Genomic DNA, 26,853 nt, shown 5'->3' with positions numbered 1-26,853 from the left:
CCCTGAAACAACACAAGGCAAGATTGCTGTGAAACTTAAAGAAAAAATAGATGCTGGTGAAACTGGCATAAATGCTGGAAAAGGATTTTACGATTATTAAAATCCTTTTTATTCTTTTTTTAAATTTAAATCAATGGATTTTGAAGTCAATTCTTTAAATGTTTCCATGAACTTCGGATTCAAATCATTTAAACCCATTTGAGACTCCCATCCCTGATTAATCTCATTCAAGATTGGAATGAAATTTTCTCCCTTATCCGTTAATTTCAAAACATAATTACGCTTATCCTTAATAGATTTTTCGCGTAAAACCCAACCATCGCTTTCCAACTTTGTGATTGCCTTTGTAATGGCTCCTTTGGTTAAATACAGGCCATCGGATAAATCTTTTTGATTCAATTCATCGCTTTCATAAATCATCAAAATGCACAATGCCTGTATCAGACTCAAACCATATTTTGAAAGCTCATCATTAAGGTACCTTTTGTGATTTTTATGGAAAATAAATAATATATCCCCTAGCCTGTTAGAATCATAAAATCCAATTGTCTTTTCAAATTTCATCAAATTATATTTTATAAAATCAAATATTTAAAAATAATTTACATATTCATCAGAAATTGGGAAAACAGATAAAAACATTTATATAGTATTAAAATATAAGTATTATACGATGTGAATTAAATTTCATGTCTGATAATGAAGACATCAACCATTTTATAATCTCCAAAATGTTAGAATATGTTTCATTAAGGAAGTAGAAAAACACTACTACTTCCACTCCCCCCTTAATTTTTAGAAAAATACTGTTTTTAAATAATAATACTCATTTTAATAAGCGATAATAAAAAGATTTATATACTTTCAGAATATAATTAATAAACGATGTGAATTAAATTACATATCTTAATTGAAACATCAGTCAACCTTTTTTAATCTCTAAAAATTGAAAACAAAAATTCGAAGAAGTAGTACCAACCATACTACTTCACTCTTCCCTTGTTTTTAAAAATCAGACATCATCAAGTATTTTTGGGTCTGCACCGGCAATCTCTACCAAATATTCCGCTTCAACAATGTGAAGCCTTGAAGGAATAACAATACAGTGAAGAGGCCCGCCAAAATCAAAACCAATCAACTCACTGATTTTGCCTGCCTTGACGCAAACATCCTTTGAGCCTACACGGGCAATGCCCATGGCCAAAGTATCAGGTGTTATCAGACCTTCACGGTCCAAATCGTCATGAATGCTCATCAGATATTCCAGACCCCGATTAACAGTCATGTACCTGTCCTTGTGAGCCTGAATGTCAAGCAGAACCAAAGTATGCAGATCCATTTTCAGATTCTCTTCAATGGCCTCATAAGGAGATTTGGGATAGAAATTGTAATCCGGAAACGGTATTGTGGTTACCTTGCCGAACTTGTAGCCCTGAAGACCTGAAATGGCCGGAGCGGAAGACAATATTGATGAGCCATGAATTACCTCATAATCTATTCCCTTCTTGGAACATTGCACCAAAAAGTCACTGTGGGTGGTTGCAATCAAAGGGTCTCCGCCTGTTATTAAGGCAACATCGGAAGTTTTAGCTTCATCAATGAATTTGGATTCCTCTTCAACCTCCCCTCTAACCAATACTTCAATTTCCTGACCAATCAGCTCTTCGATAGCTTCAAAGCTAGAGCCGAACAGCCTTGATGTGAAAAATTCGGCGTAAATCTTATCAACATTTTTCAAGCATTCCAATCCTTTTAAGGATATGTCCTTTTCATCAAATAATCCCAATCCCACTAAATAAAACATAGATATTATATAATATTTCAATCATAATAAACTTTATGAAATGTGTGAAAGTTCCATTAAGACAACTGAATGATGCCCGTATAGAATTAATGGAAAAGGGCCTGATGAATATGGACTATAGGATAAAGGCCGGCGATGAATTCGGATATATTCCCGTTAACGATAATGTCAAGGGCTATGAGATAGTCTGCATGCACTTGGAGGAAATGCCAAAAGTACCCCACAGTTTTTCCGAATTGCTGGAAGGGGAACTGACCGGTGAAGAAATTGAGAACTTGCGCACTTCATTCGACACAATCGGAGATATCGTCATTCTGGAAATTCCTGATGATTTGGTTGACAAAAGGCAGATGATTGGTGATGCTGCACTTAAGTTTACCAAAAGAAAAGCCGTTTACATGAAAAAGAGTGCAATTAAGGGAACAACACGCATACGTGACCTGGAGTTTCTGGCCGGCGAGGACGATTCGGTTACAATCCACAAGGAGCATGGCGCAAGATTGAAGCTTGATGTCCGTGAAGTCTACTTTTCACCAAGGCTTGCAACCGAGAGAAAACGCGTAATGGAAAGTGTGAAAGACGGCGAAAGGATTCTTGACATGTTTTGTGGAATAGGTCCGTTTCCGATTGTCATTGCCCGGAATAGAGATGTTGAAATAACTGCAGTGGACATCAACGAATCCGCAATTGCATATCTGGATGAAAATATCAAGTTAAATAAATTGAAAGGCAATATTGAAAGTTACTGTGGTGACGTAAGGGAAGTCAGCAAATCGTTTAACTTAAAATTTGATAGGATTATTATGAACCTCCCTGGCCTTGCATATACATTCCTTGACGTTGCTTTTGATTTGATTGAAGATGGCGGAACAATCAATTACTATGAGTTTTCAGATTCATATGAACAGGGAATAAAACGTTTGGAAAGTGCTGCTGATGCTGTTGGAAAAAAGGTTGAAATCGTTAACTGCAGAAAAGTCAAATCAACATCCCCTGGAGAATGGCATGTGGCAATTGACGGAAAAGCCTATAATAAGTGAGTAAATCACGATTACAAATTTTTACTACATTGAAGTTTTAAATTACATCTAGGAAATATTCAAAACCAATTTAGGTGATTGAATGTATGAAATTGACGGGATTAATATTTCAGAGATTAACGTGGATCCAGTATGTTTAAACTGCCGACACTGGCAATCTAATGTTCAGCTTTACGGAGCGGCCAAAGGCGTAATTTGCATGTTGATTAAAGAACATACACAACCAACAGACACTTGTAGTCAGTTTTCTCCAAACATGACTGCTGATAGCTTACAAGATCCAAATAAATATCACGAAAAATCCCAAAAATTAACTGTCCATAAAGGATTTAGACTTTAAAAATTTTGTGAAAATTGTTATTTTAAATAATGCCTTATCAAACATTCGTTTTAAAGTTAAATAATAATAAAAAAGAAAAAAGAAAAGATTAAATTATTTATAAACTTTAAAGTACTCTTTTCCTTTTGAGAAGTAAAGATGGTAATTATAAAAGTTCTTTTTTGCTGATTTAGTAATTACAAGTTTTGCATTTGCAGAACCTTTATAATTTTTATTAGTTGGTGTAATTTTGACTTTGTGGGTTCCTACGGAATACTGATTTGTTAAAATACCTGCTATACCATTCTTCTTGTCATCAGAATCATAACCGGTAACTAATTTAACAGTCTTATATTTTTTGCCAGTATAAATTTTTAAAGTTAATTTAACACCATTAAGGCCTTTTTTAGTGGATTTGTCTTTAACTTGTATGGTTATAGCACCACCAGCAATATCACGTGTATTCACTTTAAAACTTTTTGCTTTAATAGTTAAAGATCTTTGTTTAATTACTACTTTTGAATTTTTCTTGGTTGCTTTTGCATTTTTAGCACTGATTATTATCCTATGAGTTCCTTTAGATAATGTGGATGCTTTATATTTAGCAATACCATTCGCATTAGTAGTCACTGTGACTGTATTAGCTTTTTTACCAGTGTATACTTTTAAAGTTAATACAACACCACTAACGGCTCTATTCTTAGAGTCAACAACTTTGACATTAAATGTTTTACCAGAATTATATACTGTAGTTAATTTTGTTGGTTTAATCTTTACGCTTAATTTAGAAACTTTAACATTTTCTAATAGTACTTCTTCAAAGTCTGCATCACCAAATGAACTAAATTCTACATCATAGGTTCCAGCAGGCAGCTGGGTATAATCCCATTTGTAAGTAGCTACTCCTTTTGTGTTGGTTTTTAGTGTACCAATATCCCAATAGTTTCCATTTTTGGATTCAATATGATACCAGAGTTCATTATTTTTCAAAAGATTGCCCTCTAAATCAGTTAAAGTAACTTTGAAAACTTTATCATTAAGATATTTTCCTGATTCTTGCACGGTGATTTGAGAATCGTATGGATATTCTTCATCATCCTCATCTTCGTAATCCTCGTCATCTTCATAGTCATCGAATTCATCATCATAATCGTCAACATAGTCATCATCCGCGATTATGTCATTATCATTGTTTTCAATTGCCATTACATTTGTGTCTTGGTCGATTGCAATTTCATCACTTGTATTATTGTCCATTGCACTAACAGATGAAATTGTTCCAATTGCCACAATCAATAATAGCAAAATTAGAATGTGTTTTTTCTTGAACATATTAAACTCCATAAAATTTTTTAAAAATTCCTCTGTATTTGATATTATGTTTTTTTAACTATTTTAAGTTATTTATTTTTGAATAATGCCCTATCAAACATTCATTTTAAACAGAGTATCTATAATTAAAAAAAAAATAATGGAATTATGTCTAAATCGGATTGATAATTCCCTTTTCAGTGATGATTCCTGTAATCAACTCTTTAGGAGTTATGTCAAAAGCGGGATTTATGACTTCAGTTCCTTCAGGACAGATTCTGGCCCCGCCATAATATCTCACTTCATCACCGTCACGCTCTTCAATGACAGTATCATAGATATTGATTTCATTGTCAAAAGTGGAGTATGGTGCTGCCACATAAAACGGAATGTCATGATGCTTAGCGGCAAGAGCCACCATAAATGAACCAATCTTATTTACAACACCGCCTTTTGCAATCCTGTCCGCACCTATTACAACCTTATCGATTCTGCCTTGTGACATCAAAAATCCTGATGCAACGTCCGGAATCAATTTGACTGGAATGTTTTCCTGCTGCATTTCCCATACGCTCAAGCTTGCTCCCTGTCCGCGAGGACGGGTCTCATCACATATCACATTGATGTTTTTGCCGGCATCCCGTGCAGCCCTAATAACGCCCAATGCAGTTCCATAGTCGACGCATGCAAGGGCTCCCGCATTGCAGTGGGTCAGAATGGTATCTCCATCGTCAATGACTTCTGCGCCGTATTTTCCGATAGCCCTGTTTGTCGCCATATCCTCCTCATACATTTTCAAGGCTTCGCCCAATGCATCGTCGCTTCCTAATACCCTATCGACTGCCCAGAATAGATTGACGGCAGTTGGCCTTGCAGCCTTGATTTCATCTGCAGCCTTATCCAAATCAACACCTTGAATATCAGCCAGAGCCATTCCAAAAGCGGCAGATACACCAATAGCTGGAGCTCCGCGTACAGTCATATTCTTAATTGCAGTTATTACATCCCGATAATTTTCACAATAGACATAGGTCAATTCATCAGGAAGCTTTCTTTGATCAATAAGCTTTAATTTGTTATCTTCCCATTCAAGTGTTTTCATATTAACACCCTATAAAAAAAGTATAAAAATATTGAAAGCATAATTAACGTTAGTTTCTAATTTTTTTTAATGTATAAAAAATACAATTAAAGGTTTTATAATTATGCTTTCCCGTCTAATTTAATATCCAAAATTGGATTGATTAGAGATGTATTTAAAAATACATCTATTATATATTTATAAAATAATCATTTATAAATCTTACTTAAAAATAGTAAGAAAACCTCATTATTCAGTAATACTCCAAATAATTATGCATGTTTTGTCAATATAGGAACCACTTGTTTTTTACGTGAAACAACGTCCACGAGTAAAACAGTGTTATCGTCTAATTCGACACCATATGCCCTTTCAACTAGACCTGACTCTTTTCCAAGTACAATTACCTGAGAATTGCTGTTAACAATATCTGTTATCAGGAGCATGAATAAATCCAAATCCTCATCATCGATTATTTTATTCATTCCCTCTTCAAGGTCATCTTTCATTTCCATAACTTCATCAATATCCACGGTATTGACTTGGTTTACGATTGATTTTACATCCTTAAAGTCAATTTGCTTTGCATCAAGGGATAGGATTTCATCAACTGAACAGTCACTTATGTCAGTTCCGGCCTTGAGCATTTCCATACCATATTCCTCATAGTCGATTTCTGCAATTTTTGCAAGTTTTTCCACTGCGATTTTGTCCTCTTCAGTGGTGGTTGGAGATTTGAGAAGCAAAGTGTCTGATATGATTGCGGACAACATCAATGTTGCAATTTCCTTGGTTATTTCAACACCGTTTTCTTCGTATAATTTGCATAGAATGGTTTCAGTACAACCAACAGGTTCGAACCTTAAGTATAACGGATAGGAAGTTTCCAAAGCAAGCTTGTGGTGATCGACAACTTTCAATATTTTTGCATTTTCCAAGTTGTCTACAGATTCGGCAGGGGAGTTGTGGTCAACCAAAATAACGTTGGCCCTATCTTCAACAGTTTCCAAAAGCACAGGAGCTTCCATATCTAAATAGCTTAAAATGAATTCTGTTTCTTTATTTAGGGCTCCTAATCTGTAAGCTTTAGCATCAACATTTCCTAATTCTCTTTCCAAGTTAGCCATTACCAAACTGGATGTGATTGAATCGCTATCCGGATTTTTATGTCCAAATACATAAGTTTTAACCATATTATCGTTTCCTCAAAATTATTAAATAAATATTATACTAATAGTTTGATTTTCATCTATATTTAATATTGTGTTAATGAATTCAACATGGGAGGCATTTAAAATTCAAAAGTAAAATCGATTCTCTTAAAAGTGTTTGCGCAGTGAAATTATTCGTCATTGTTCTTTTTTATTAGTTCTTCCAATTCATCAAATCTGCTGTTGAAGTGCCTTATTAAGATTGCCGCCGTTAAAGTTGCAGTACCTACGCCTGACAATAGATAACCTCCCCAAACCAGAAATATATTATTTATCTTTCCAACGAGGGTAGAGCCTAAAATCGCATACCCATTACTTGTAAATGCATTTGAAACCATGACAAGCGAATCCAAAGGATTGACATTTTCTGCAACTTGAGTCACCAAAAAACTAACAAAAATCAATGTATATAATAAAATTATAGTTATTCCCAAACCATTTGACTCTGTATATTCCATGAATTTATCATAATATACTTTTATAAAGTAAATGAATACCGGAACATGAATCAAATCCAAGACTCCAACAAGGCTATTGCCGAATAGAATATATGTTAGGGAACCATATGGAATCAATAATAACAGCAGAATCTTATTTTTTAAAGAGCTCTTATCTAATTTGATTGCCAGATATAATGAAAGGGCAATGTCAAAAATTACAAAATAAATTATATCACTTTCAACAATAATAAACACATACAAAATATTTATGAAGAACAATCCCATCATTATCAGGTAAAACACTTGTTTTAACGAATGAATTTCCTCTTCAGGGAAGTATTCCTTAAGGTTCAGTATTTTATGAGGATTATTTTTAATTTTATCGGCTATAAACTTGAAAATAGCCATTAAAACTAAAAAGACAATTATCTCCAAAATAACTTCCAGAATCTTATTATAAATTAATTCCACTTAAACACCTAACATTATCTTTGAAACTACATGCTATTAAAATTTTGTAAAAAATAATCTTAGAGTTTATGATGTTGAAATCTGAAAAAAATTAAAAAAAGGAGCCTGTAATATTTTACAGACCCGAAAAGACTAAAAAATCTAATCTAAATCATCGATATATACAATAGGTTTGATTAAGTCCCTTGGTTTTTCATCCATGAGGATAAATGCATCTTTGATTTTGTCAAATCCATGGAATTCATAGTTGAATGCTTTTCCTGGTTTAATTCTGTCATATTTAATGAGTTTTAATAGTTTTTCAGCTCTTAAAGCTCCTCCAGGACAGAATCCTCCACGGATTGTGACGTCTGCCATACCAAGACCCCATTCGAAAGCAGGTACATGGAATACATCTTCTAAGTCATAGAAGTTGATACTTCCAATGGATCCATTAGGTTTTACTAATTGCAATGCTTCGTTCATAGATGCGCAGTTACCACCAGCGATAATTACACAGTCAACTTTATTTCCGCCTTCTTTTTCAAGGATTTGTTCTACTGTGCTTCCGTCTTTGTAGCTAATGATTTCGGTTGCTCCGAATTCTAATGCTAATTCTGCACAGTTTTGTCTGGTACCGGTTGCGTAGATTTTTCCTGCACCCATGAGTTTAGCACCAGCAACAGCCATTAGACCTACAGGGCCGATACCGAACACTACTACGGTATCACCAAGTTGAACGTTTGCCATCTCTGCTCCGTAGAATCCTGTGGACATCATATCGGTTACCATTAAAGCGTCTGCAATATCCATTCCTTCAGGGAGCATGACTAAGTTAGTGTCAGCATTGTGAACAGCGAAACGTTCTGCAAATACACCATCTTCTTGGATTAAGAATTTAAAACTAGTCATTACATCAAAGTCGTGTGCGTTGTTGGTTCCTTTTTCTTGTAAGTTAGGCATGGTTGCCCAGTCTGGAGTAGTACATGGAACTACTACTTTGTCTCCAGGTTTAAATCTTGTTACTAAGTCTCCAACTTCAACAACTTCTGCAACAGCTTCGTGACCCATAATTCTGTTTATGAGTGGTCCTGCCGGACCCATTCCAGCGTGCATTGCGTGAGTGTCTGAAGAACAAGGTGCAACTGCAATAGGTTTACAGATTGCATCTAAAGGACCTGCAACAGGTTCATCAACATCTATCCATCCGTGTTCACCAGTTTTAATTATAGCATATCCTTTCATGATATCACCAATTAAAATTTTATTAAATAATTTATATAATATTTTCTTTTTTATTGAAAAAAATATTATATTTTTTATAATTTATTAAACATAGTGGTAATAATTTTAATATAAGGTAAAAATTTTAATATCTGTTAAAAATTTTAAATGATGGTAAACATAATGTTAATATTTCATTTAAAAAAATTCGCTTTTGATTCATATTATCAATAATGCAAAGTTTTAATCATATTTTCACCAAATAATGGCTAAAAACAAGAATTATAGAATGATAAAAGATAAAAAAATATTAAAAAAAGAAAAAAAGCTTTAGAGCTTAACAACAATCAGTAATGACTTTGTGGAGTCATTCCCAAATGATGGTCTTCGCTTTTCTTACCAGGTATTCCATAAGCATCTGCCCTGCATTGAGTGCATGCCCTGAATACTGGAATAATCTCTTCAACTTCTTCCCTGACCTTTTCCATCATGGAACAGTCCGGTCTTTCCAAGTCTTTCATTTTTCCTAATGGAATCAAAGGCAAGACATTCATTAAAGCTGCACCGCGTTTTTCGACTTCACGAGCGATTTCAACGATATGTTCATCATTTACTCCCGGAATCAAAACGGAATTGACCTTAACCACCAAACCATTGGCTGCTGCCTTTTCGACACCTTCCAATTGATTTTGGATTAGGATTTCTACAGCTTCACGGCCTTTGTAAACTTTTCCTTCGTATTTAATGAAAGAATAAATGTTTTCGGCAATTGCAGGATCAACCGCATTTATTGTAACAGTAACGGAGTTCACTCCAAGTTCTGCAAGCCTATCTGCATATTTTGGAAGCAAAAGCCCATTTGTACTCATGCACTTAATTAAGTCTGGCTGTTCAACAGCTAACTTTTCAAAGAATTCGAATGTTTCCTCATTAGCCAATGAATCGCCAGGTCCTGCCACTCCTACAACAGCAATTGGACCATCTGCAGTAACATCATTAATGTGAGTAATTGCATCATCAGGTTTCATTATACAGCTTGTTACACCAGGCCTGTTTTCTTCATCGTTAATATCTCTTGTACAGAAGTTGCAAAAGATATTGCATTTTGGTGCAACCGGTACGTGCGCTCTTCCGACTTTATCATGCATTTTTTCATTAAAACATGGATGTGCTCTTGTTATATGTGCAAATCTTGAACCTTTGTGTTCATTCATAATACCACTACTCCCTCTAAATATAACTCCTGTTATTTTGTATTGATACGAACAAATATTTAAACCTTTCTATTTGCCATTGTTCAATTCATCAATATATTCATGAGCTTTTTCAATCCATGCATCTTTAATTAACTCATCAGTAGCTACAACAGTCACAATATCCTCAGTGGATAAATCTTTAATGATTTTAAATCCTTCAGGCAATATTCTAAAGATTGCATCGTAAACACGTCTTTGCAAATTAGAATGAGGGTCATCAACGACTGCAGATTTCAGATTAGTGTAATCCCCTTTAATTTCGAGCTGATACCTATTCGGTTGATAGATTTCATCTCTTGAAAACTGCCTCCACAATAGCTTCAATATATTCGGAAGGTAATTTTCATTATCTATCAATATTGTAGTCACATCATTTGCTTTGCTATAAGTCAGATTAGCCACATCTTCAAACAGAATGGCATTAGAAGTTTTTCTCATTTTAATAGCCAAAACAAATACCGGGTCATCAGGATTAACATAAGCCTTCAAATCATCTACAGAAGATCCCAAAACCAAATCCTGGAAAATCTGCTTAATGATGATTTCATAAACTTCTGCACCTCTCTCATCATAGCATTCAACTAACATCAAATCAACCCTTTAGCATGTTTATTTATTATCATGTCTGTGTCCCATTCCAGATACTAAAAGTGCAGCTCCTACCGCACCGATATGTTGGGAATATTCCGGTACAATAACTTCAATTCCACCTAAAGTCTCACTTACAGCTTCAACAAGGCCGGAAATCAAACTTGTACCGCCCACTTGGATTAAAGGTTCACGAATGTCAATTTCCTGAAGTTGCTGTTCGTAAACTTGTTCGGATACTGAATGACATGCCGCTGCAGCAACATCCGCTTTGGAACCTCCTGCCGCAAGTGTAGTGACAAGGTCCTGAATACCGAATACAATACAGTAAGAGTTCAGCATTGCCTTTCTCCAATCCCCCTGTACTGCAAGAGGACCCAATTCGGTGATGTCTACATCCAACCTGCGGGAAGTCATGTCCAGGAATCTTCCGGATGCACCAGCACAGATACCTCCCATGGTAAAGTTATCTGGAATACCGTTGTTGACAGTGATTACCTTGTTGTCCATACCACCGATATCCAATACTGTGGCTTCTCCTTTCTGACAGTCCGCTAAATATACTGCACCTTTTGCGTTGACGGACAATTCCTCTTGAATGAGTTCGGCTCCGAATTCCTGGCCCATGGTGAATCTACCATAACCTGTAGTTCCGATACCGTCCACATCATCCCAATCATAATCTGTGTTGGAAAACGCTTCGGCAGCGGCTGTTTTTGCAGATTCAATGATGTCCTTAGTGGCAGTCCAACCGGTTCCGATGACCTGGTTGTTTTCCATAAGAACAGCCTTTGTAGTTGTTGAACCTGAGTCTAAACCAAGAGTAAGGCCTTCTTGTTTTTCACGGGCAAGAATGTTTCTACGGGTAACGGTAGTGGCCAATGCTTCCATACGGATGAACAATTCATCAGCTTTTGTCCTTTCGGTGAATGAATAGGTAACTACAGGAATGCGTGTATTATTCTGAATAAACCTTCTCACTTCATTTCTGACCAATGCCGCTTCCGCACATCTGAAACAGGTAGCAATGAATACTGCATCAGGTTTGGATCTGCCTTCGACAATAGCCATGGCTCTTGCAATCATTAACTTTAAGCTTGAACTTTGAGCTGAAAATCCGAATTTCTCATAGGACTCGTCAATGTAGTCCAAATCAATTTCAGGAAGAACAATTTCTGCACCGAACTTGTTTGCCGCTTTTTCAATCTCTTTTTGAATTCCACTATATTCTGTTCCGCATGAAACTAAAGCAATTTTAACCATATTATTCCTCCCCCTCAACAGTTTCTTCAAGTGAATCAACAAATTCGTTAATTTTATTCACCATAACATATGTTTCATCCTGATTAGTCGGATAATCCAGTTCCAAAACCGGAATATCTTTGTTTCTAAGCAAGAAAATTGACAATTCATTGGTTCTTGCACAACCAATACAACCAAAACCATATGGGGCGCCATCTACAACAATTGCCGCTTCCGCTTCATCTATGAGAGGGCCGATAATTGCCATCCTTCCACGAACACCAGAAGGAACCTCAATAGCTGCATATTTAAGTCCTTTAATTGGATCGTCTTCCGTAATATTCATTGGAGGAGAATCAATCTCGGGGTCTTTGATTTTTTGTCTAATTTGTTTTTGTAAAACTAAAGGAGTATGACCTTTCCTTTCAAGTAAATCTGCTAAGATTAATGAATTTGGAGGATAAAGAGCTATTTTAACCATATTTTCACCTATTCCTTATTTTCTAAACATTCATTCATGATTTTTTTAAATTCGTCAACGCTAACTGGTTTTTTCTCTTCAAGTTCAACTTCTTTAGGATTTTCTAAAGCTTCAGAAACAAAACCAAGTATTCTATATTCTTTTTCCATTTGGTGGAAACCTTCTCTTGGACCAAACCTATGACCTCTGCATCTTCTTGGATCGCCCGGAGCAAATCCCCTTTCTTTTGTGAAAATGTGTGTCGGGTCAAGTTTCCTAATTTCCTCAATAGCTTTGTAAACGTCTTCACTTTTACCACTAATCATTGATCCGTAACAAGTGTTCTTAATGGTAAGAGGCAATCCAAGCATGTGAAACTCACTAACTATCTCTTGTTCGCTTACATGAGCTCCCGGTCCAATAAAAATCATACGGGTGATTACATCAGGATCCCAATCTTCTGTACCTAAATCAGGACTCATGGTTAGATTCGGTGACATATACTACAACTCCTTCTTTTAATTTTTCAAGACTCTCATAATCAGAGGTAATATCCCCTATAATATTTGTTGCTTCAAAGTTTTCTGCAGTTGGTCCAAATTCAACATTGTCTTCAAATCTAACACCAATCAAACCAGCACTTTTTGAAGCCATGTTCGTAATTCCAATTTGACCTCTAATAACTTTATCAATAGGGTTATTTTCAGGGACTAAACCTTTAGCTAATTTTTTATCTCCTTCGAAAATAACGATGTGCATTCCAGGAACTGCAAAGTGAACTTTAATTTTACCGACAGGATTTTCTAAAAGGCCTGACAGGAATTTGAAGTATTTAACAGATCTTGGAGCATTTTCTACAAACTTGATAGTACAAATTTCCTCTTTTTTAATAGATTTAGTAATGACATGACCTTCCCTTAGGATATCGATTGTATGTTTAGGCTCTTGTTCAACGATTATCGCATCATCATCAACAAGTCCATCAATAAGGTGTTCGACACCTGCAGCAGTCAATATTTCCGTAGCTTCACTTTGAGTTTTATTTAATAACATTAACCTTTGCTGTTCAGCTTTAACGGTAATAAAATCATTTTCTTTGGCAATATCAATAATTTCCATTCCAGTTACAACATTACCCACAGTAGTATGGTTCGGAGTCAATACCCTATTTTCACGGTAAACATATAGTCTTCCAACACCAACTCCATCATTTCTAACGGTAATGGTTCCTCTTGTCCTTTGAGTAGTGTCCTCTTTAGGTTTATCAATTCCTTCCAGGTCATAAAAACCTATGAATGACTCACTATCAAATGAAACCTTGATTCTACCGTCTTTAATAAGGGAGAACAAGTGTTCTACACAAACTGGAGAGTCCTCATCAATATTGAATGAAATGTAAGTGTACAGTTCATTGCCTTCCTCTAAAACAGTGCTTAAATCAGACACGGAAGCGGTATCGGTAGTTGTGCTTCTTTCAATGATTGGCTCAATTCCGATTACCTTATCATCATCGGTAAGCTTCTCTAATGTTTTCCTACCTCCAATAACACGAGCAAATATGCCCTTATTGTATGGAGGTACGCTGTAGACATTAGTAGTGTTGGCCTTAAGCATTATCAAATGAGTTGACTCGTTACTAAAACTAGACAAACTTAAAACAACATCGCCTTCATAATACTTGAATTCATCAGAAGTCGGTTCCAAATCAGTTACAATCGGGCCGATAGCCACTTCTGTTGGAGTAGACCAGCGGATATCCAAATCAACAAACTCCTCATATTGTTTTTTCCAAACATCCACAAGAGGTTTTGCTTCTTCAGATTCGTCTAATTGAATGATAATAGAACCCTGGTTTGTTTTAATTTTATATTTGTTAATATTTTTTTCCAGTTCCTTTTTACCTTTAATTAAACAAACAATACTACCAGGAGTATAGGGAGCATTTGTTTCATCAATCACATCCTGAATTGTTGAAGCATCTGCAACATCTATTTCTTCTCCATTAATTTTAATTAACATACAATCTCCTAAAAGAATTTTTAATATTATATATTTATGAATTCACTATATATTAAAATTATTTATTTGATTTTCAAAAGGTATATTAACACAAAATAATAACATTAATATTGGAGAAGAAAAATGACTATCACTAAAAAACATATCATTGCTTTATTGATAATATTGATAATAGGAATTGGAGTCATTTCAGTGGCCAGCGCCTATTCCGGGACCGGCTTTACCCATGACATTCCATTTTCCAAATACCGCGATGTTCCCAATTCAAAGATTTTGAACAAATTTAATGATACTGGTTGCCACGTTGAAAAGACTGGAGTTTGCGTGGAGGTCGTTGACGGCGATACGATCTATCTGAAAAGCGGCGAAAAAGTACGTTTTGTCGGAGTGAATACGCCTGAAAGAGGTGTTGAAGGATATATCGCCTCCAAAAACTTTGTTCAAAAGTTCTGTCTAAACAAGAAAATCGGGCTTGATGTCGATGATGCAAAACACCAAGACAGATACGGGCGCACATTGGCTGTCGTTATCGTTGATGGAAAGAATTTGAATGAGATGCTATTGAAAGAAGGCCTTGCAGAAATAATGTACATGCCTCCAAGCGAATTTTATCCATACAATTGGGCTGGAGATTCAACCCCAACTCCAACTTCACAAAACACATATGTAAATACCCATACTGATAAGAGCTCAAGCTCCAGCGATTCCGGAAGCTATATCGGAAACTCAAATTCAGGAAAATTCCATGAATCCACTTGCAAATGGGGTCAGAAAACCGCAGAACACAACAGAGTATACTTCAAAAGCAGAGACCTGGCAATAAGTCAGGGATACCAGCCTTGTAAGGTCTGCAACCCTTAACTTTTTTTTAAATAGCAACTATCTAAAAACAAATACGGGATTTTTCTCCTGATTAAACACTTCTGCCTTTTCATCACCATAATTCAAGTAAAGTGAATTGGAATCGGTTACTTCACCGACTACTTCCGCAGCAATCGAATATTCGGCCAGATATTCCTTAATGTATTCACATTTGTCTTCAGTTGCAGTAAAGACAAACCCGGAACCCGGATAAGACCTGAGCCAGTCAACCCATTCAACGCTTTCATTTCTAGGAATATCCTCTAAATTAACAATTGCCCCTTTACCGGAAGTTTCCAAAAGCATTTCTAAAGTCCCTAAAATTCCAGGATTTGAAATGTCCTTTCCTGATTTAATATAATCATGCTCTGCCAAGTACTGAACTGCCGTAATCTGATCTTGAACCAGTTGCGCATCCTTGTCATAAGTTGTATCCCAATTCAGGCTGAACATTTCGTGAGGTTTGCCATCAAGGTCAATTGCCACGATTACTTTATCTCCGACTTCTGCTCCAAAACTAGTTATGATCTTATCTTTTTGGGCAATTCCAACAATGGCCACACCTAATGAATCAACTTCACCATCAGGGTGCAGGTGTCCTCCAACCATCGGAACGCCGAATTTCAAACAACCATCCTTGATTCCGTTTAGCAGATCTTCGTAAATACCATCATTGCTTATTGACATTATATTGACCATAGCCAATGGTTTTCCACCCATTGCTGCAATATCATTTACATTTACAAGGACTGAACAGTATCCTGCCCAATAAGGGTTGACATTCATGATATCGCCCCAAATTCCATCGGCCGCAAGCAGCAATACCTGATTATTTCCAATGTCAATAGCTGAAGCATCATCGCCAATATCAATTACAACATTTCCAGAAACGTTATATGATTCTTTCAAAAGGGAAATGACATTATCGATAGAGCTTTTACGTGACACTCCCTTAAATTCCTGAATTTCTTTTACGAGATTTGCAAAATCCAAAGTTACACTTCCTAGTTCAATTAATAAGATTAATTTTGTATTTACAATTTATATTTTTTATTATTTCCTCAATTTTGTCCTTAACTTCATCGATATTCTGATAAGCATAGGACTCCCGTTTGCCGTCAAAGATTATCCTCTTGATATCTTGACCGACGACATCATCAAAACCGCTTTCAACTTCAAAGATGACAGAATCCTTAACCTTGAATCCGTCCTCCACGACCTTATCCAAATCGCCGTCGGTTATTCCGATTATAGGTATATCAAAACGATAAAGAATGTCGGAAGATATCAATGTGGTGTCATCACCCACAGTAATGACAACACTGGAATCTCTAAATCTATAAACATCCTCACCGGCATGGTCTAAAAATGTAATCTTAAAGTCATTCGGCTTATCTGTTGAGATGACCCTCGGCGTGACCTTTGCCTTACGCAAAAGTCCGGTCTTTATAATTACCGAGTCCAAATCAACTTCACCCAACTTTTCAAGACCGTGGGCCTTCAGCTCCCCGCCAATAATGTCGACGATATGATTGTCCTTGGCTATTAGTGTGAGTTTATCAGAATCGGTTTTTCCAATGACAACACCATTTACCATGATATTCTCATCCGGACTTACCCCATGAACAATTCTTTGATTAAGGCCAGGATTGTCCTGCCTAATATGATTATCATAAACCTCCCGAGGAGTTACAATATCCAGGTTCAACTTTTGAGACAGTTCTTTGACAATGGCGAGGTCATTATTCCAAGGAATTATGCTTCCATCATCTTCACCGGGCCTTTCGATTTGAATAACCGGAATGCTGTTGTCATCGACTTTATCGGCATAATGATTATAGACCTTATATCCAAACACTTGGCCTGTAACATTGGACTTTCCGTAGTTGAGCAAAAATATCAAATCAACATCATCGTCATGGAATATCTTTAGGGAATCGCTTGGAACCAGTTTCTTACTTATATCGATTACATCTTCCAAACTGGCATCGATAACGGCAGTTCTGCCCATAGTTCCACCAAGCCTTGCTTTGACTTCACCATAATCCTTAAGCAAATCTATTAGCTTTAAAGCATAACCCGAATCAATAATATTGGGACCATGAACTACAATACCAATTCTCATTTATTCACCTTAATTCTTTTTTTAAAAATCTTGGACCCACAAATCTCGCAGTCATCAAAAGGATAATTCTCCGCATATTCCCTTTTGCAGCCTTCACAAACCTTTTTCCAATTGTAGATTCCTTTAATTCCATCGGTAATGATGCCAGAATAAGGGATTTTCATGATTTTTAAAGTATTCTGGATGGTATAATCATCAGTGATTACCTTAACGTTCTTGCCCTCTTCAGACAACATGTATGCAAGTGAAATCAATTTTTTATCGGGCAGGGATAACCTTAAAATATCACCGGATTCAGATATTATATCATTAACACAACTTACATACTCCGATGATACATCTTGTATAACCAGCAAACCCTCATCAATCGCCATGTCAAACATCAGCCTTGATTCAAAATCCTTAATTTCCTCAGTGATTTCCGGAACAGTATAATTGTTATTGGAATTAATTTTGAATCCATTGATAAAGGCAGATGCATCTAAAACATAACAGATTTCCATATTGTTATATTGATTTTTATAAATTAATAAGTTTTAGTAATTTTAAAATAATCTGGAAAAAGCATGGGATATCTATGGGAAAAGATTGGGAAAAGTATGGAAAAACCTTGGGATAACCATTGAAGAGATTAGGAAGAGATTTGGAAAAATCTATTTAAATCTAGATGAAAAAATTTGATATTATAAAAAATTGGAGGAAAATGAAAATGAATATTCACAATGAAATAAATGAGGATATCAAATTTCTTGCAAAATCTGAAATTCGATTAAAAATTCTAAGTGAACTGCAAAACCGCCCTAATAATGTGCATGGGCTTGTCAAGGATACAAAGATTACATACAGTTCCATATCAAGCAACATCTCAAAATTAGAGCAGAACAACCATATCAAAAAAATAAACAATGACTACCACATAACCCCCATGACTGAAATCTATTTCAAAACCATGATGGATTTTAAAAACAGCCTTGACTTGATAAGGGAATATGACGGTTTTTGGAACAGGCACGACTTAAACCAACTAAGTATTGATTGTTTGAAAAACATTACCGATTTGAAAGACTCCAAATTAATTGAAACAACCCCCATTGACATTTATAAAACCCACAATACCGTCAAAGGCCAACTAATGAAATCAAAATCATTGAAAGCCATTTTCCCGTATCTCCATCCGGAATACCCCCAACTGATTGAAAATATCTTAAAAAATAATGGGCATGTCGAAATAATTATTCCTAAAAGCATTTTCCAAGCCATTACATCAAAAATTGATGTTAAACTAATGAAAAAAGCTAAAAGAACAAGAAGATTGAAGATTTATCCTGTCAATGATGATTTAAAACTATACTTGACAATTTGTGATAAAAGCATGAGTTTAGGATTATTCAAAAACGATGGAAGTTTTGATCAGAACAGAATTCTAATTTCAGAAAGTGAAGAATCACAAAATTGGGCTAGAAATCTCTTTGAAACAATTAAATGTGATGTGATTAAATGACTACAATCCAAACCAAAAAAGAACTAAATGAAGAATTTAAAAACGTCAAATATATTTTAACTTCAAGCATGAGAATCAAACTACTTCTAGCAGTCTATGAAAATTCCAAAAATCTAGAAGAACTACGGAAAGAATTAAAAAAACCTTCAGCCACAATATTGCACGGCCTTAAAGAATTAGAAAACATCAATCTCATTAAAAAATCTCAGAAATATTATGAACTAACATCAAACGGATATCTATTAACAACAAATATGATAAAGTTAATAGAAAACTGGTATTCCATAAACAGAAACAAAACATTTTGGAATAATCATGATTTAACTGACATCCCGGAAGAAATGTTGAAGAATATTTATCTGTTGAAAGATGTGGAATATGAAAACTCAACAACAAGTGATTTGTCAAACGCGTTCACAAAATACATAAAATTAATTTCAAAATCAACAGAACTGCAGATAATACTACCAATTTACTCAGAAAACCATTTCAAACATATGATTAGACTTTTAAATGAAGAGAAGTTTAAAAAAATAGAGTTGATTGTAAGCAAAAGAATCTTAAAATCAATTAAACAAAACACCGATTTAAACAATGCATTGCTCAAAAACAAGAAAGTGAAAATAAATTGTATTGAGCAGGATTTAAAAGTATTTTTAACACGTTCTAACAATTTTATGTCATTAAGCTTATTTTTCAAAGATGGGCTTTATGATGATTCACAAATTTTGATCGGCAAAGATGAAAATGCTATGAAGTGGGCGTTGAATCTTTTTAGATTTTTTTCTGATTGATTTTGTGTGAGTGATTTAATTGACAAATGAAGCTCTGATACTTACTAAGAAAATTTATGCGTTAGATAATAGAGAACTTTCAAATTTATTAATTGGAAGAAAAGGTGGAAGAACAACTATAATGATAATAGACAAACTATTATTAAAACCTTATAATGTTAATGAACTATCAAGACAACTGAATTTGGATTATAAGACCATACTTCACCATATAAACATTATTCATGACCATAAATATGTCGAAAGAGAAGAGCTTGAAAATTGTATTCTCTATTATCCAAGCAATAAATTATTTAATTGCTTAGATGAATATAATCTAATTAAGAAGTTTCTCGGAATCGAATAAGAAAGGTGGAAAAATGAAAAGTGAAACAGCTAGTGAACATCAAAAGCAATCATCAAAAGATATTTCATGTGGAGTAATCACTTTAAGTGATAGTAGAAAATCAAAAAAAGCTGATTTGTCCGGCCAGTATATGGCAGAAGAAATCGAAGCAAGATACACTTTGAAATCAAGAAGCTTAATTCCTGATGAAAAAGAGGACTTGATAAATGCTATTGAAAATATGATATCTGAAGATATTGATGTTATTTTAACCACTGGCGGTACAGGACTTGACCCTCGAGATATCACCGTTGAGACTGTTGAATCACTTTTCGAAAAAAAGCTTGATGGATTTGGTGAAATGTTTAGAGCAAAATCATATGAAGAGATTGGTGCAGCAGCACTGCTTTCTAGAGCTACCGCTGGAATATATAAAAAAACAGTTATATTTTCTATGCCAGGTTCACCAAATGCTGTTAAAACTGCATTTAGCATTATAATTGATGAACTTCCTCATTTTGTCCATCATGTAAAAAAATGATGAAATGAATCTTCATCATTATTTTTTCTTTTTTTAATCAAAGAATTCGTCTACACTAATTAAGGGCTCAAGCACAATACCTTCTTTTTTAAACTCATCAATTGCTCCCTCTTGCCTATCGACAACAACAAAAGCTCTTTTTACATTGCCCCCGTTGTCCTGAATAGCTTTGATTGCTTTTAAAAGAGATCCACCTGTTGTTGAGACATCTTCAACGACAATTACATTATCTCCTTCGTTTAGTTCGCCTTCAATGAGTTTGGAAGTGCCGTAACCTTTCTTTTCTTTGCGAATCATCAATAATGGAAGTTTAGATTCTAAAGAAACTGCTGTAGCTATTGGAACTGCACCTAAAGCAGGGCCTGCAACTTTATCAATCTCATCCGTATTAATTTTTTCAGTGATTAATTTGGATATTGTAGATAAAATTTCAGGTTCGGTAATAGCTTTTTTCATGTTAATGTAATAGTTGCTTTTCTTTCCGGAAGATAGTGTGAAATCCCCTTCAAGAAACACTTCATTTTCTTTTAACAAATCAATTAAATATTCTTTAGAAACCATATAAATCAATTAGATATCCTCTTCGCCTTTAAGTAAAATCTTATCCCCAATCGCTTTTACAAGCTCCATAGGTACAATATTTTCGCTAGCTTTAATCTGTTCTGAAAATCCGGTTTTCTTAATTACCAAGTCTGTTACTTCAAAGGAATCCTTATCAAAAATAACATCGGTAACTCTACCTACAATCTGGATTTCAGCATCAAGAACTTCTTTGCCAAATAATTCATCTTTAATTCTCATGAAAAAACACCTAATGATATATTGTATTTTCAGTTTAAAATACATTTAGATTCATCTTTTCTCATGTCATGATAAAATTCAAGATTTTTATCATCAAAGTTAACAACATGAATCATTTCATACAACTCTTCATCTAACTCTGAATTAATATCCTTTAGTTTGTTCGGCAAATCTTTGATTAAATCTTTATTGAATGCTAAACGTTTATCATTTTCAAAAATGGCCCCATAATAGATATCCGCTTCAACCAAATCCTGGAACATGTGGCTTCCGAAAGACAGTTCCGGAACATAACCCACTTTGCTGTAGGACTCTTCCAAAATAGCCCTGAATTGACTAATTTCTGCAAACACAACAGGAATTCCAAGTTCTGGAGAGGAAGTTCCGATTCTTCCCGGAACAATCAGCATTGATGTTTTGTCATTTTCTTTGCAATAGGTATTTATTTCACCGATGATTCTTGCAATCAGGCTTTTTTTAGCATAAGGATATTCATAATACTTGTGGGAATCGACATAAACCAATGTTTCAATGTTTTCTTTTCTTGATCTTCCCATGGATGCATTTCTGATATGGAAATAAGTTTCGCCCACATCTTCAGGAATCTCAATTTCCTCTTTTGTTGTTGAAATCTGAAGAGGCCTGCACTGCAGCAAGTTAACGACAAAGGAATTATCGGCACCTATGTTTACAGTGTATTCAACATCGACAGGATAGTCATAAGCGGTTTCAAGAGTCTTAAGCAACTCTTTCATCATGAATATGAACTTGTCATTGTTTACGATACCGTTACAGTTTACAAAGACTATTTCTCTTCTTTTTCCTCTTTCCCTAAATCTTCTCTCGGCTTCGGTATCATGTTCAATTACAGGCCGTTTAGCATATCTTGGAAGCACTTCCAAACCTTCCTCAACCGGAATTTCATGAAGGGCTATTTCCTTTAAGTCCAAGACATCAAGAGAATGCTGCGAGTACTTATGGCGCTCTGCAACATCAGGATGGTCTATTGCATGAGGCCTATCCAGGTTTATGATTCTTGGATAATCGTTTTGAGTCCTGTCCACCGCTTTTGTACCAAGACCCATTACAAGCCTGAGCATTCCACCGTTATGCCCCATATCCGGCTGCGGAGAGTATGGGCTGTATGAAAAACCAACGCCCGCTATGGTCGGGAAGAAATAGTCGTCATAATAGGAACCTGAAACCCTTTGAACCAAAAGCCCCATCTGTTCATCGCAGTCATCCAAATCATTTAATGAACGATATTCCAAAGCGGAAATATTCATTGTACTTGCATAGACGGTCTTGACAGCCTCTTCAAACGCTTCTAACCGTTCATCGAGTGAACCTTGATTCACACAAAATACAGACTCATATTTTCCAGCAAATGCATTTCCGAATCCATCCTCCAAAAGACTACTTGAACGAACGATGATTGGACTTTGGCCAAAGTAATCCAAAACCCTTCTGAATTCATTTTTAATGTCTTCCGGAAATACTCCATTTCTCAACCCTTCTTCCAATTCACTGCCCGCTTCATAGTATCCTTCTTTGGTTCTTTGCCTTACACGAATATTCCATAAGTCATTGAATACTATATATGTGTAAAACAGATCGGAACCTATGTAGAATGAATCATCCGGCTCAAAATTAGCATATAAATCCGGACGATCTTTTTCAATGATTTTACGGGCCAAAAGCATACCACAAGCTTTTCCTCCAATCATTCCGCTTCCAACCAAACGGTTGTAAACGTTGATGTAGTCTTCATAGTCAAAGTATTGCTTGATTTTTTCGATTACCTGATCATCTTTGGCCATCATCATAGAGCACATCAAATCGCATCTATCAGACACATCCACGCCATTCTGGCGCAAAAGCTCGGTAGCCGTGAAAAATCTCTCCCAGCTGTCAGTGCTTTGCTCGTTATTGTAAGCAGATGCAGAATTGATTACCTGATAAAACTTAGAAACTTCCAAACCGTCAGTCAAAGTTGTTACGCTGCCGGTTTCAGGATTATATTTATGGCCTAAAAACATTGTTTGAGAATACCTATTCCATACCTTTAATGGATGGACATAAACATCGTTATTATTAGAATATACATCTAAAAAGAGTTGTGTTGTTTCCCTGATTTTTGCAATGGATTCAAATGAGTGTTTTCCACGAATGACAGGGAAGAATGCTACAGTATCAAGAATAAACAAATATGGGCAGGTAACTCTGAAAAAGTTTCCCATCATCAAATCGGTTGCCCATGCAGCCTGCAAGTCAGAAAGACAGTCAAATACATAAAATGCATCGAATCCTTCTTTTGTAATAATATTGTGAACTTCTAAAGTGAATGACTCAAACTGTTCCATAGGGTCCACTTTATAAATCTTAACACCATTGCGCTCAATCATGGCAAATTCCGTATTGGGATTGTTTCGCTCAGCTTCCAATTCCTCAAAATCATCATCGGTCATTGGAATTAATGGTTCGTGCTGACCGAAATTAATATAGATTAGGTTTCTTTCATCTTCAAGTGCCTGTTTTACATAAGGATTAACAAAATAAGAGAATTCCTTTAAGTTTGAAACTTGCCATACTACATTATCACCTAGACGGATATTGTCCAAGGTTTCATCCAACTCGTCAATTCCTGATTTTACTCTTTCAAAAGCAGCCATAATAAAAACTCCATAAATGTTCAGTTTTTAGTTTAAATTTATTCTTATTTTGAAGTATATTTAATTTAATATATAAAAATATTGAATATTTTTTAATTCGCCGGCAAAATGACTTCCGAATGACAAAAAGAGCAAGAATTACATCAAAATGAAAAATTGTATTTAGTATAAACAACATAATAACAACATTGCTTTGAAGGTGAATACATGGACGATGAATACCTAACCGTATCTCAAGTAAATGCCTACATCAACAAAATGCTAAAATCAGATGTTAATTTGCGAAACATATACATTCGGGGCGAGATATCCAATTATAAAACTTACCCTAGCGGACATAGTTATTTTACCCTAAAAGATGAAAAATCACAAATCCCTGCAGTAATGTTCAAAGGTAGAAAGCATGGCCTAAAATTCAAGCCTGAAAATGGTATGAAAGTAATCATAAAAGGTAAAATCGAAGTTTACGAAAGGGACGGCAAATATCAGTTATATGCCAATAGCATGACTGAAGACGGAATTGGAGACCTGCATATTGCATTTGAACAACTGAAGAAAAAGCTTGCTGGTGAAGGCTTATTCGACAGCGCGCACAAAAAAGAAATTCCTAAATATCCTCAAAAGATTGGGGTTGTAACGGCACGAACAGGCGCAGCTATACGAGACATTATCACAACAATTAAAAGAAGATACCCTTACTGTGAGGTTTTGGTATTTTCAACGCTCGTTCAGGGAGACATGGCAGCCCCTCAAATTGTGCGCCAAATCAGGCATGCACAACAATATGACATCGATACGTTGATTGTTGGAAGAGGAGGAGGAAGCATTGAGGATTTATGGCCATTCAATGAAGAAATTGTTGCACGCGAAATCTATGCCTGCGAAATACCTGTCATCAGTGCAGTAGGCCATGAGATTGATTACACAATATCTGATTTCGTGGCGGATAAAAGAGCACCTACACCAACGGGCGCTGCAGTAATTGCCGTACCCGACATAAATGAAGTCAAATATAAGGTTAGTCAATTAAATCAGAGAATCAATAAGAGCATTAATGACAGATTAATTCAGAATAAAGAAAAGATTGATAATATTTCTCAAAAGCAGATATTCAAAAATCCCGAATCAATTTATGAAATCAAGGAAATGCATTTAGACAATCTGATAGGAAAATTGAATGTTACCTCTAAAAACATCATTTCCGAAAATAGGAATAAACTAATTAAAATTGAGTCAAGATCTGTTTTGAGAAATCCTGAAGAGGTAACCAAAGCTAAACGAGAACAGTTTTTAAGAAACGTTGACAAATTAAAAATTTTAGATCCACTTTTAACATTGAAAAGAGGTTATTCAATAGTTAAAATTGATGATAAAGTAATATCAAGTGCAAAAGATGTTAAGAGTGGAGATGAACTGAATATTGAATTTGATGATGGAACAATAAATACAAAGGTGATATGATGCAAGATTTGAGCTTTGAAGAAAGTCTGGAACAATTAGAAGCGATTGTGAACAAATTAGAAACTGGCGATGTACCCTTAGATGATGCTATTGATGAATTTACAAAAGCAATGCAATTGGTTAAAGTATGCAATGCCAAATTAAATAATGCTGAAGAAGCCATTGCCAAAATTGTTCAGGACAATGATGAAATAGAAGATTTTAACCCTATTGAATAGTTAATCCATAGGTTCTCTTAAAAAAAATCAAGTGGTTCAAATAAACAGTAATTCAAAAAAAGAAAAAGGGAACATAAAAGATTGAATATGCTTATGAAAAAATCTTAAGTTAAATATTAGAAAATTATGAATAAATAGTTCATAATTTCCTTAATATTTAACCACAGTTGAAATTAAATATTTTAACCATATCTATATTTTAAGACAACGATTTTTTAATTAGAGTAGTATAAAGATATATATTAATTTCAACATTATTTTTCAAATTGTGGAATTCCGGTAATTCTAAGTCCACCATAATGGGATTTATATTTAATGTTTAATCCGATTAATAATGGAGTAATTTTTTCGATAATTCTTGATTTTTCTAATATTCCGCAATCAATCGCTTGAATACCTGGAAGTTTATTAATGAGTTCAATCGCAATTTCTTTTGCTTCTTTGTCATCCCCTGCAATTAAGCAGTCACAATCAATTTCATTAGGAATATTGGATAAATGGGAATTACTAATATTACAGAATGCACAAATTACTTTTGCACCGGTTCCATCAAGGATTTTAGCAGTTCTTTCAGCAGCAGAACCTTCCATCAAGTCAATGAAACGGAAAGGTTTTCCACCAATTGCTGTTTCCAATGGAACAGTTGCGTCAAGAACAATTTTATCATTACAGAATTCTTTGATTCCTTCAAGAGTAGGTTTTTGAGCTGCAAGAGGTACGGTTAAAATTAGAACGTCTCCTGCTTTTGCAGCGTCTTCATTAGCCATTCCTACAATATTTAAATCATAATCTTTGAGTTCTTCAATTGTTTCTTCCACAATACTTAAAGCTTTTTCTTCTTTACGGGATCCTACAATTACTTCAACACCTTCAATTGCAAATCTTTTTGCAATTCCAAGACCTTGTGGTCCAGTTCCTCCAATAACTGCAACTTTCATGTTATCACCTTTACGAATTATAGATTAAAATCTTTAAAAAAAAGTAATGGAAACTAATCCATTACTTAACTATATTTCAGAAATCTTAAAGAACTTAGTCGAGATCTAACATTACTACAGGTTTGATTAAGTCTTTTGGTTTGTCTTTCATCAAGAGTAATGCGTCTTCGA

29 protein-coding genes and 1 pseudogene are annotated in these 26,853 nt (G+C 35.1%); 10 read left to right on the top strand and 20 right to left on the bottom strand.

The window, feature by feature from the left end; genetic code table 11:
* Positions 1-100, top strand: a pseudogene (locus ACJMLD_RS09590) (3-hydroxyacyl-CoA dehydrogenase); the annotation flags it as partial.
* Positions 101-108: 8 nt separating this feature from the next.
* Here the strand turns inward: ACJMLD_RS09590 and ACJMLD_RS09585 are convergent.
* Both ACJMLD_RS09585 and dph5 read right to left on the bottom strand, forming a co-directional pair.
* Positions 109-564: a MarR family winged helix-turn-helix transcriptional regulator gene (locus tag ACJMLD_RS09585; RefSeq protein ID WP_405270926.1), complete on the bottom strand. Its 456-nt coding sequence runs from the start codon at positions 562-564 to the stop codon at positions 109-111.
* Positions 565-1,012: 448 nt separating this feature from the next.
* Positions 1,013-1,804, bottom strand: coding sequence for a diphthine synthase (dph5, locus tag ACJMLD_RS09580; RefSeq protein ID WP_405270924.1), 792 nt, complete (start codon positions 1,802-1,804; stop codon positions 1,013-1,015).
* 35 nt (positions 1,805-1,839) lie between these two features.
* On the opposite strand from dph5, the gene ACJMLD_RS09575 reads away from it, so the two are divergent.
* Both ACJMLD_RS09575 and ACJMLD_RS09570 read left to right on the top strand, forming a co-directional pair.
* Positions 1,840-2,844, top strand: a complete 1,005-nt coding sequence (locus ACJMLD_RS09575; RefSeq protein ID WP_405270922.1) for a class I SAM-dependent methyltransferase — start codon at positions 1,840-1,842, stop codon at positions 2,842-2,844.
* Positions 2,845-2,965: 121 nt separating this feature from the next.
* Positions 2,966-3,184 carry a hypothetical protein gene (locus ACJMLD_RS09570; RefSeq protein WP_405270920.1) on the top strand — a complete coding sequence of 73 codons (219 nt, stop codon included), beginning with the start codon at positions 2,966-2,968 and terminating at the stop codon, positions 3,182-3,184.
* 93 nt (positions 3,185-3,277) lie between these two features.
* Here ACJMLD_RS09570 and ACJMLD_RS09565 read toward each other — a convergent pair whose 3' ends face one another.
* The 11 genes from ACJMLD_RS09565 to ACJMLD_RS09515 all read right to left on the bottom strand — a co-directional run bounded on the left by ACJMLD_RS09565 (position 3,278) and on the right by ACJMLD_RS09515 (position 14,445).
* Complete coding sequence (locus ACJMLD_RS09565; protein WP_405270918.1) at positions 3,278-4,495, bottom strand: hypothetical protein; 1,218 nt, start codon at positions 4,493-4,495, stop codon at positions 3,278-3,280.
* A 151-nt stretch (positions 4,496-4,646) separates the two neighbouring features.
* Entirely contained in the window at positions 4,647-5,576 is a 930-nt protein-coding gene (gene mtnA, locus ACJMLD_RS09560; protein ID WP_405270916.1) for an S-methyl-5-thioribose-1-phosphate isomerase, read from the bottom strand.
* Between the two features lie 251 nt (positions 5,577-5,827).
* A complete protein-coding gene (locus ACJMLD_RS09555) occupies positions 5,828-6,748 on the bottom strand; it encodes a manganese-dependent inorganic pyrophosphatase (RefSeq protein WP_405270914.1) in 921 nt (306 codons plus the stop codon).
* A gap of 149 nt (positions 6,749-6,897) precedes the next feature.
* Complete coding sequence (locus tag ACJMLD_RS09550) at positions 6,898-7,677, bottom strand: hypothetical protein (protein WP_405270912.1); 780 nt, start codon at positions 7,675-7,677, stop codon at positions 6,898-6,900.
* Between the two features lie 141 nt (positions 7,678-7,818).
* Positions 7,819-8,901 (bottom strand): zinc-binding dehydrogenase, encoded by a 1,083-nt coding sequence (locus ACJMLD_RS09545; protein WP_405270910.1) that lies wholly within the window; start codon positions 8,899-8,901, stop codon positions 7,819-7,821.
* A 326-nt stretch (positions 8,902-9,227) separates the two neighbouring features.
* Positions 9,228-10,094, bottom strand: a complete 867-nt coding sequence (locus tag ACJMLD_RS09540) for a radical SAM protein (protein WP_405270908.1) — start codon at positions 10,092-10,094, stop codon at positions 9,228-9,230.
* A 69-nt stretch (positions 10,095-10,163) separates the two neighbouring features.
* Entirely contained in the window at positions 10,164-10,724 is a 561-nt protein-coding gene (locus tag ACJMLD_RS09535; protein WP_405270906.1) for a methanogenesis marker 17 protein, read from the bottom strand.
* Between the two features lie 21 nt (positions 10,725-10,745).
* Positions 10,746-11,987: a methanogenesis marker 15 protein gene (locus ACJMLD_RS09530; protein WP_405270904.1), complete on the bottom strand. Its 1,242-nt coding sequence runs from the start codon at positions 11,985-11,987 to the stop codon at positions 10,746-10,748.
* Between the two features lies 1 nt (position 11,988).
* Positions 11,989-12,447, bottom strand: a complete 459-nt coding sequence (locus ACJMLD_RS09525) for a methanogenesis marker 5 protein (protein WP_405270902.1) — start codon at positions 12,445-12,447, stop codon at positions 11,989-11,991.
* 8 nt (positions 12,448-12,455) lie between these two features.
* Entirely contained in the window at positions 12,456-12,926 is a 471-nt protein-coding gene (locus ACJMLD_RS09520) for a methanogenesis marker 6 protein (RefSeq protein WP_405270900.1), read from the bottom strand.
* Positions 12,898-14,445 carry a methanogenesis marker 3 protein gene (locus tag ACJMLD_RS09515; protein WP_405270898.1) on the bottom strand — a complete coding sequence of 516 codons (1,548 nt, stop codon included), beginning with the start codon at positions 14,443-14,445 and terminating at the stop codon, positions 12,898-12,900. Before ACJMLD_RS09515 ends, ACJMLD_RS09520 begins: the two co-directional genes overlap by 29 nt.
* A 123-nt stretch (positions 14,446-14,568) precedes the next feature.
* On the opposite strand from ACJMLD_RS09515, the gene ACJMLD_RS09510 reads away from it, so the two are divergent.
* On the top strand, positions 14,569-15,306 hold the full coding sequence (locus tag ACJMLD_RS09510) for a thermonuclease family protein (RefSeq protein WP_405270895.1): 738 nt from the start codon (positions 14,569-14,571) through the stop codon (positions 15,304-15,306).
* An 18-nt stretch (positions 15,307-15,324) separates the two neighbouring features.
* Here the strand turns inward: ACJMLD_RS09510 and ACJMLD_RS09505 are convergent, their stop codons facing one another.
* Genes ACJMLD_RS09505 through ACJMLD_RS09495 form a run of 3 tightly spaced genes read right to left on the bottom strand, consistent with a single transcriptional unit; the run spans position 15,325 to position 17,934 of the window.
* Positions 15,325-16,299 carry a methanogenesis marker 2 protein gene (locus tag ACJMLD_RS09505; protein ID WP_405270893.1) on the bottom strand — a complete coding sequence of 325 codons (975 nt, stop codon included), beginning with the start codon at positions 16,297-16,299 and terminating at the stop codon, positions 15,325-15,327.
* Between the two features lie 16 nt (positions 16,300-16,315).
* On the bottom strand, positions 16,316-17,431 hold the full coding sequence (locus ACJMLD_RS09500) for a DUF2117 domain-containing protein (RefSeq protein ID WP_405270891.1): 1,116 nt from the start codon (positions 17,429-17,431) through the stop codon (positions 16,316-16,318).
* Positions 17,428-17,934, bottom strand: a complete 507-nt coding sequence (locus ACJMLD_RS09495; RefSeq protein ID WP_405270889.1) for a type II toxin-antitoxin system VapC family toxin — start codon at positions 17,932-17,934, stop codon at positions 17,428-17,430. Before ACJMLD_RS09495 ends, ACJMLD_RS09500 begins: the two co-directional genes overlap by 4 nt.
* A 206-nt stretch (positions 17,935-18,140) precedes the next feature.
* Between ACJMLD_RS09495 and ACJMLD_RS09490 the strand changes: the two genes are divergently transcribed.
* From ACJMLD_RS09490 to ACJMLD_RS09475, 4 genes are read left to right on the top strand one after another with little or no spacing between them, the layout of a single operon-like run.
* Entirely contained in the window at positions 18,141-18,932 is a 792-nt protein-coding gene (locus ACJMLD_RS09490) for a helix-turn-helix transcriptional regulator (RefSeq protein ID WP_405270887.1), read from the top strand.
* Positions 18,929-19,726 carry a helix-turn-helix transcriptional regulator gene (locus ACJMLD_RS09485; protein ID WP_405270885.1) on the top strand — a complete coding sequence of 266 codons (798 nt, stop codon included), beginning with the start codon at positions 18,929-18,931 and terminating at the stop codon, positions 19,724-19,726. Before ACJMLD_RS09490 ends, ACJMLD_RS09485 begins: the two co-directional genes overlap by 4 nt.
* 19 nt (positions 19,727-19,745) lie before the next feature.
* Positions 19,746-20,072, top strand: a complete 327-nt coding sequence (locus ACJMLD_RS09480; RefSeq protein WP_405270883.1) for a winged helix-turn-helix domain-containing protein — start codon at positions 19,746-19,748, stop codon at positions 20,070-20,072.
* Between the two features lie 13 nt (positions 20,073-20,085).
* Positions 20,086-20,592 carry a molybdenum cofactor biosynthesis protein B gene (locus ACJMLD_RS09475; protein ID WP_405270881.1) on the top strand — a complete coding sequence of 169 codons (507 nt, stop codon included), beginning with the start codon at positions 20,086-20,088 and terminating at the stop codon, positions 20,590-20,592.
* Between the two features lie 33 nt (positions 20,593-20,625).
* Here ACJMLD_RS09475 and pyrE read toward each other — a convergent pair whose 3' ends face one another.
* The 3 genes from pyrE to ACJMLD_RS09460 are packed head-to-tail and all read right to left on the bottom strand — an operon-like array spanning position 20,626 to position 24,065.
* Positions 20,626-21,153: an orotate phosphoribosyltransferase gene (gene pyrE / locus ACJMLD_RS09470; protein ID WP_405270928.1), complete on the bottom strand. Its 528-nt coding sequence runs from the start codon at positions 21,151-21,153 to the stop codon at positions 20,626-20,628.
* A gap of 9 nt (positions 21,154-21,162) precedes the next feature.
* Positions 21,163-21,393, bottom strand: coding sequence for a PRC-barrel domain-containing protein (locus ACJMLD_RS09465; RefSeq protein WP_405270879.1), 231 nt, complete (start codon positions 21,391-21,393; stop codon positions 21,163-21,165).
* A 29-nt stretch (positions 21,394-21,422) separates the two neighbouring features.
* Complete coding sequence (locus ACJMLD_RS09460) at positions 21,423-24,065, bottom strand: PEP/pyruvate-binding domain-containing protein (protein WP_405270877.1); 2,643 nt, start codon at positions 24,063-24,065, stop codon at positions 21,423-21,425.
* A gap of 207 nt (positions 24,066-24,272) precedes the next feature.
* Between ACJMLD_RS09460 and xseA the strand changes: the two genes are divergently transcribed.
* A complete protein-coding gene (gene xseA / locus ACJMLD_RS09455; RefSeq protein ID WP_405270875.1) occupies positions 24,273-25,526 on the top strand; it encodes an exodeoxyribonuclease VII large subunit in 1,254 nt (417 codons plus the stop codon).
* Positions 25,526-25,744, top strand: coding sequence for an exodeoxyribonuclease VII small subunit (locus ACJMLD_RS09450; RefSeq protein WP_405270873.1), 219 nt, complete (start codon positions 25,526-25,528; stop codon positions 25,742-25,744). Before xseA ends, ACJMLD_RS09450 begins: the two co-directional genes overlap by 1 nt.
* 254 nt (positions 25,745-25,998) lie before the next feature.
* Here ACJMLD_RS09450 and npdG read toward each other — a convergent pair whose 3' ends face one another.
* Positions 25,999-26,682, bottom strand: a complete 684-nt coding sequence (npdG, locus tag ACJMLD_RS09445; protein WP_405270871.1) for an NADPH-dependent F420 reductase — start codon at positions 26,680-26,682, stop codon at positions 25,999-26,001.
* Between the last annotated feature and the right edge of the window lie 171 nt (positions 26,683-26,853).

This window comes from Methanobrevibacter sp., from assembly GCF_045112895.1.
In the GTDB taxonomy this organism is placed as follows: Archaea; Methanobacteriota; Methanobacteria; order Methanobacteriales; family Methanobacteriaceae; genus Methanocatella.
This window is presented reverse-complemented; position numbering and strand designations above follow the sequence as displayed.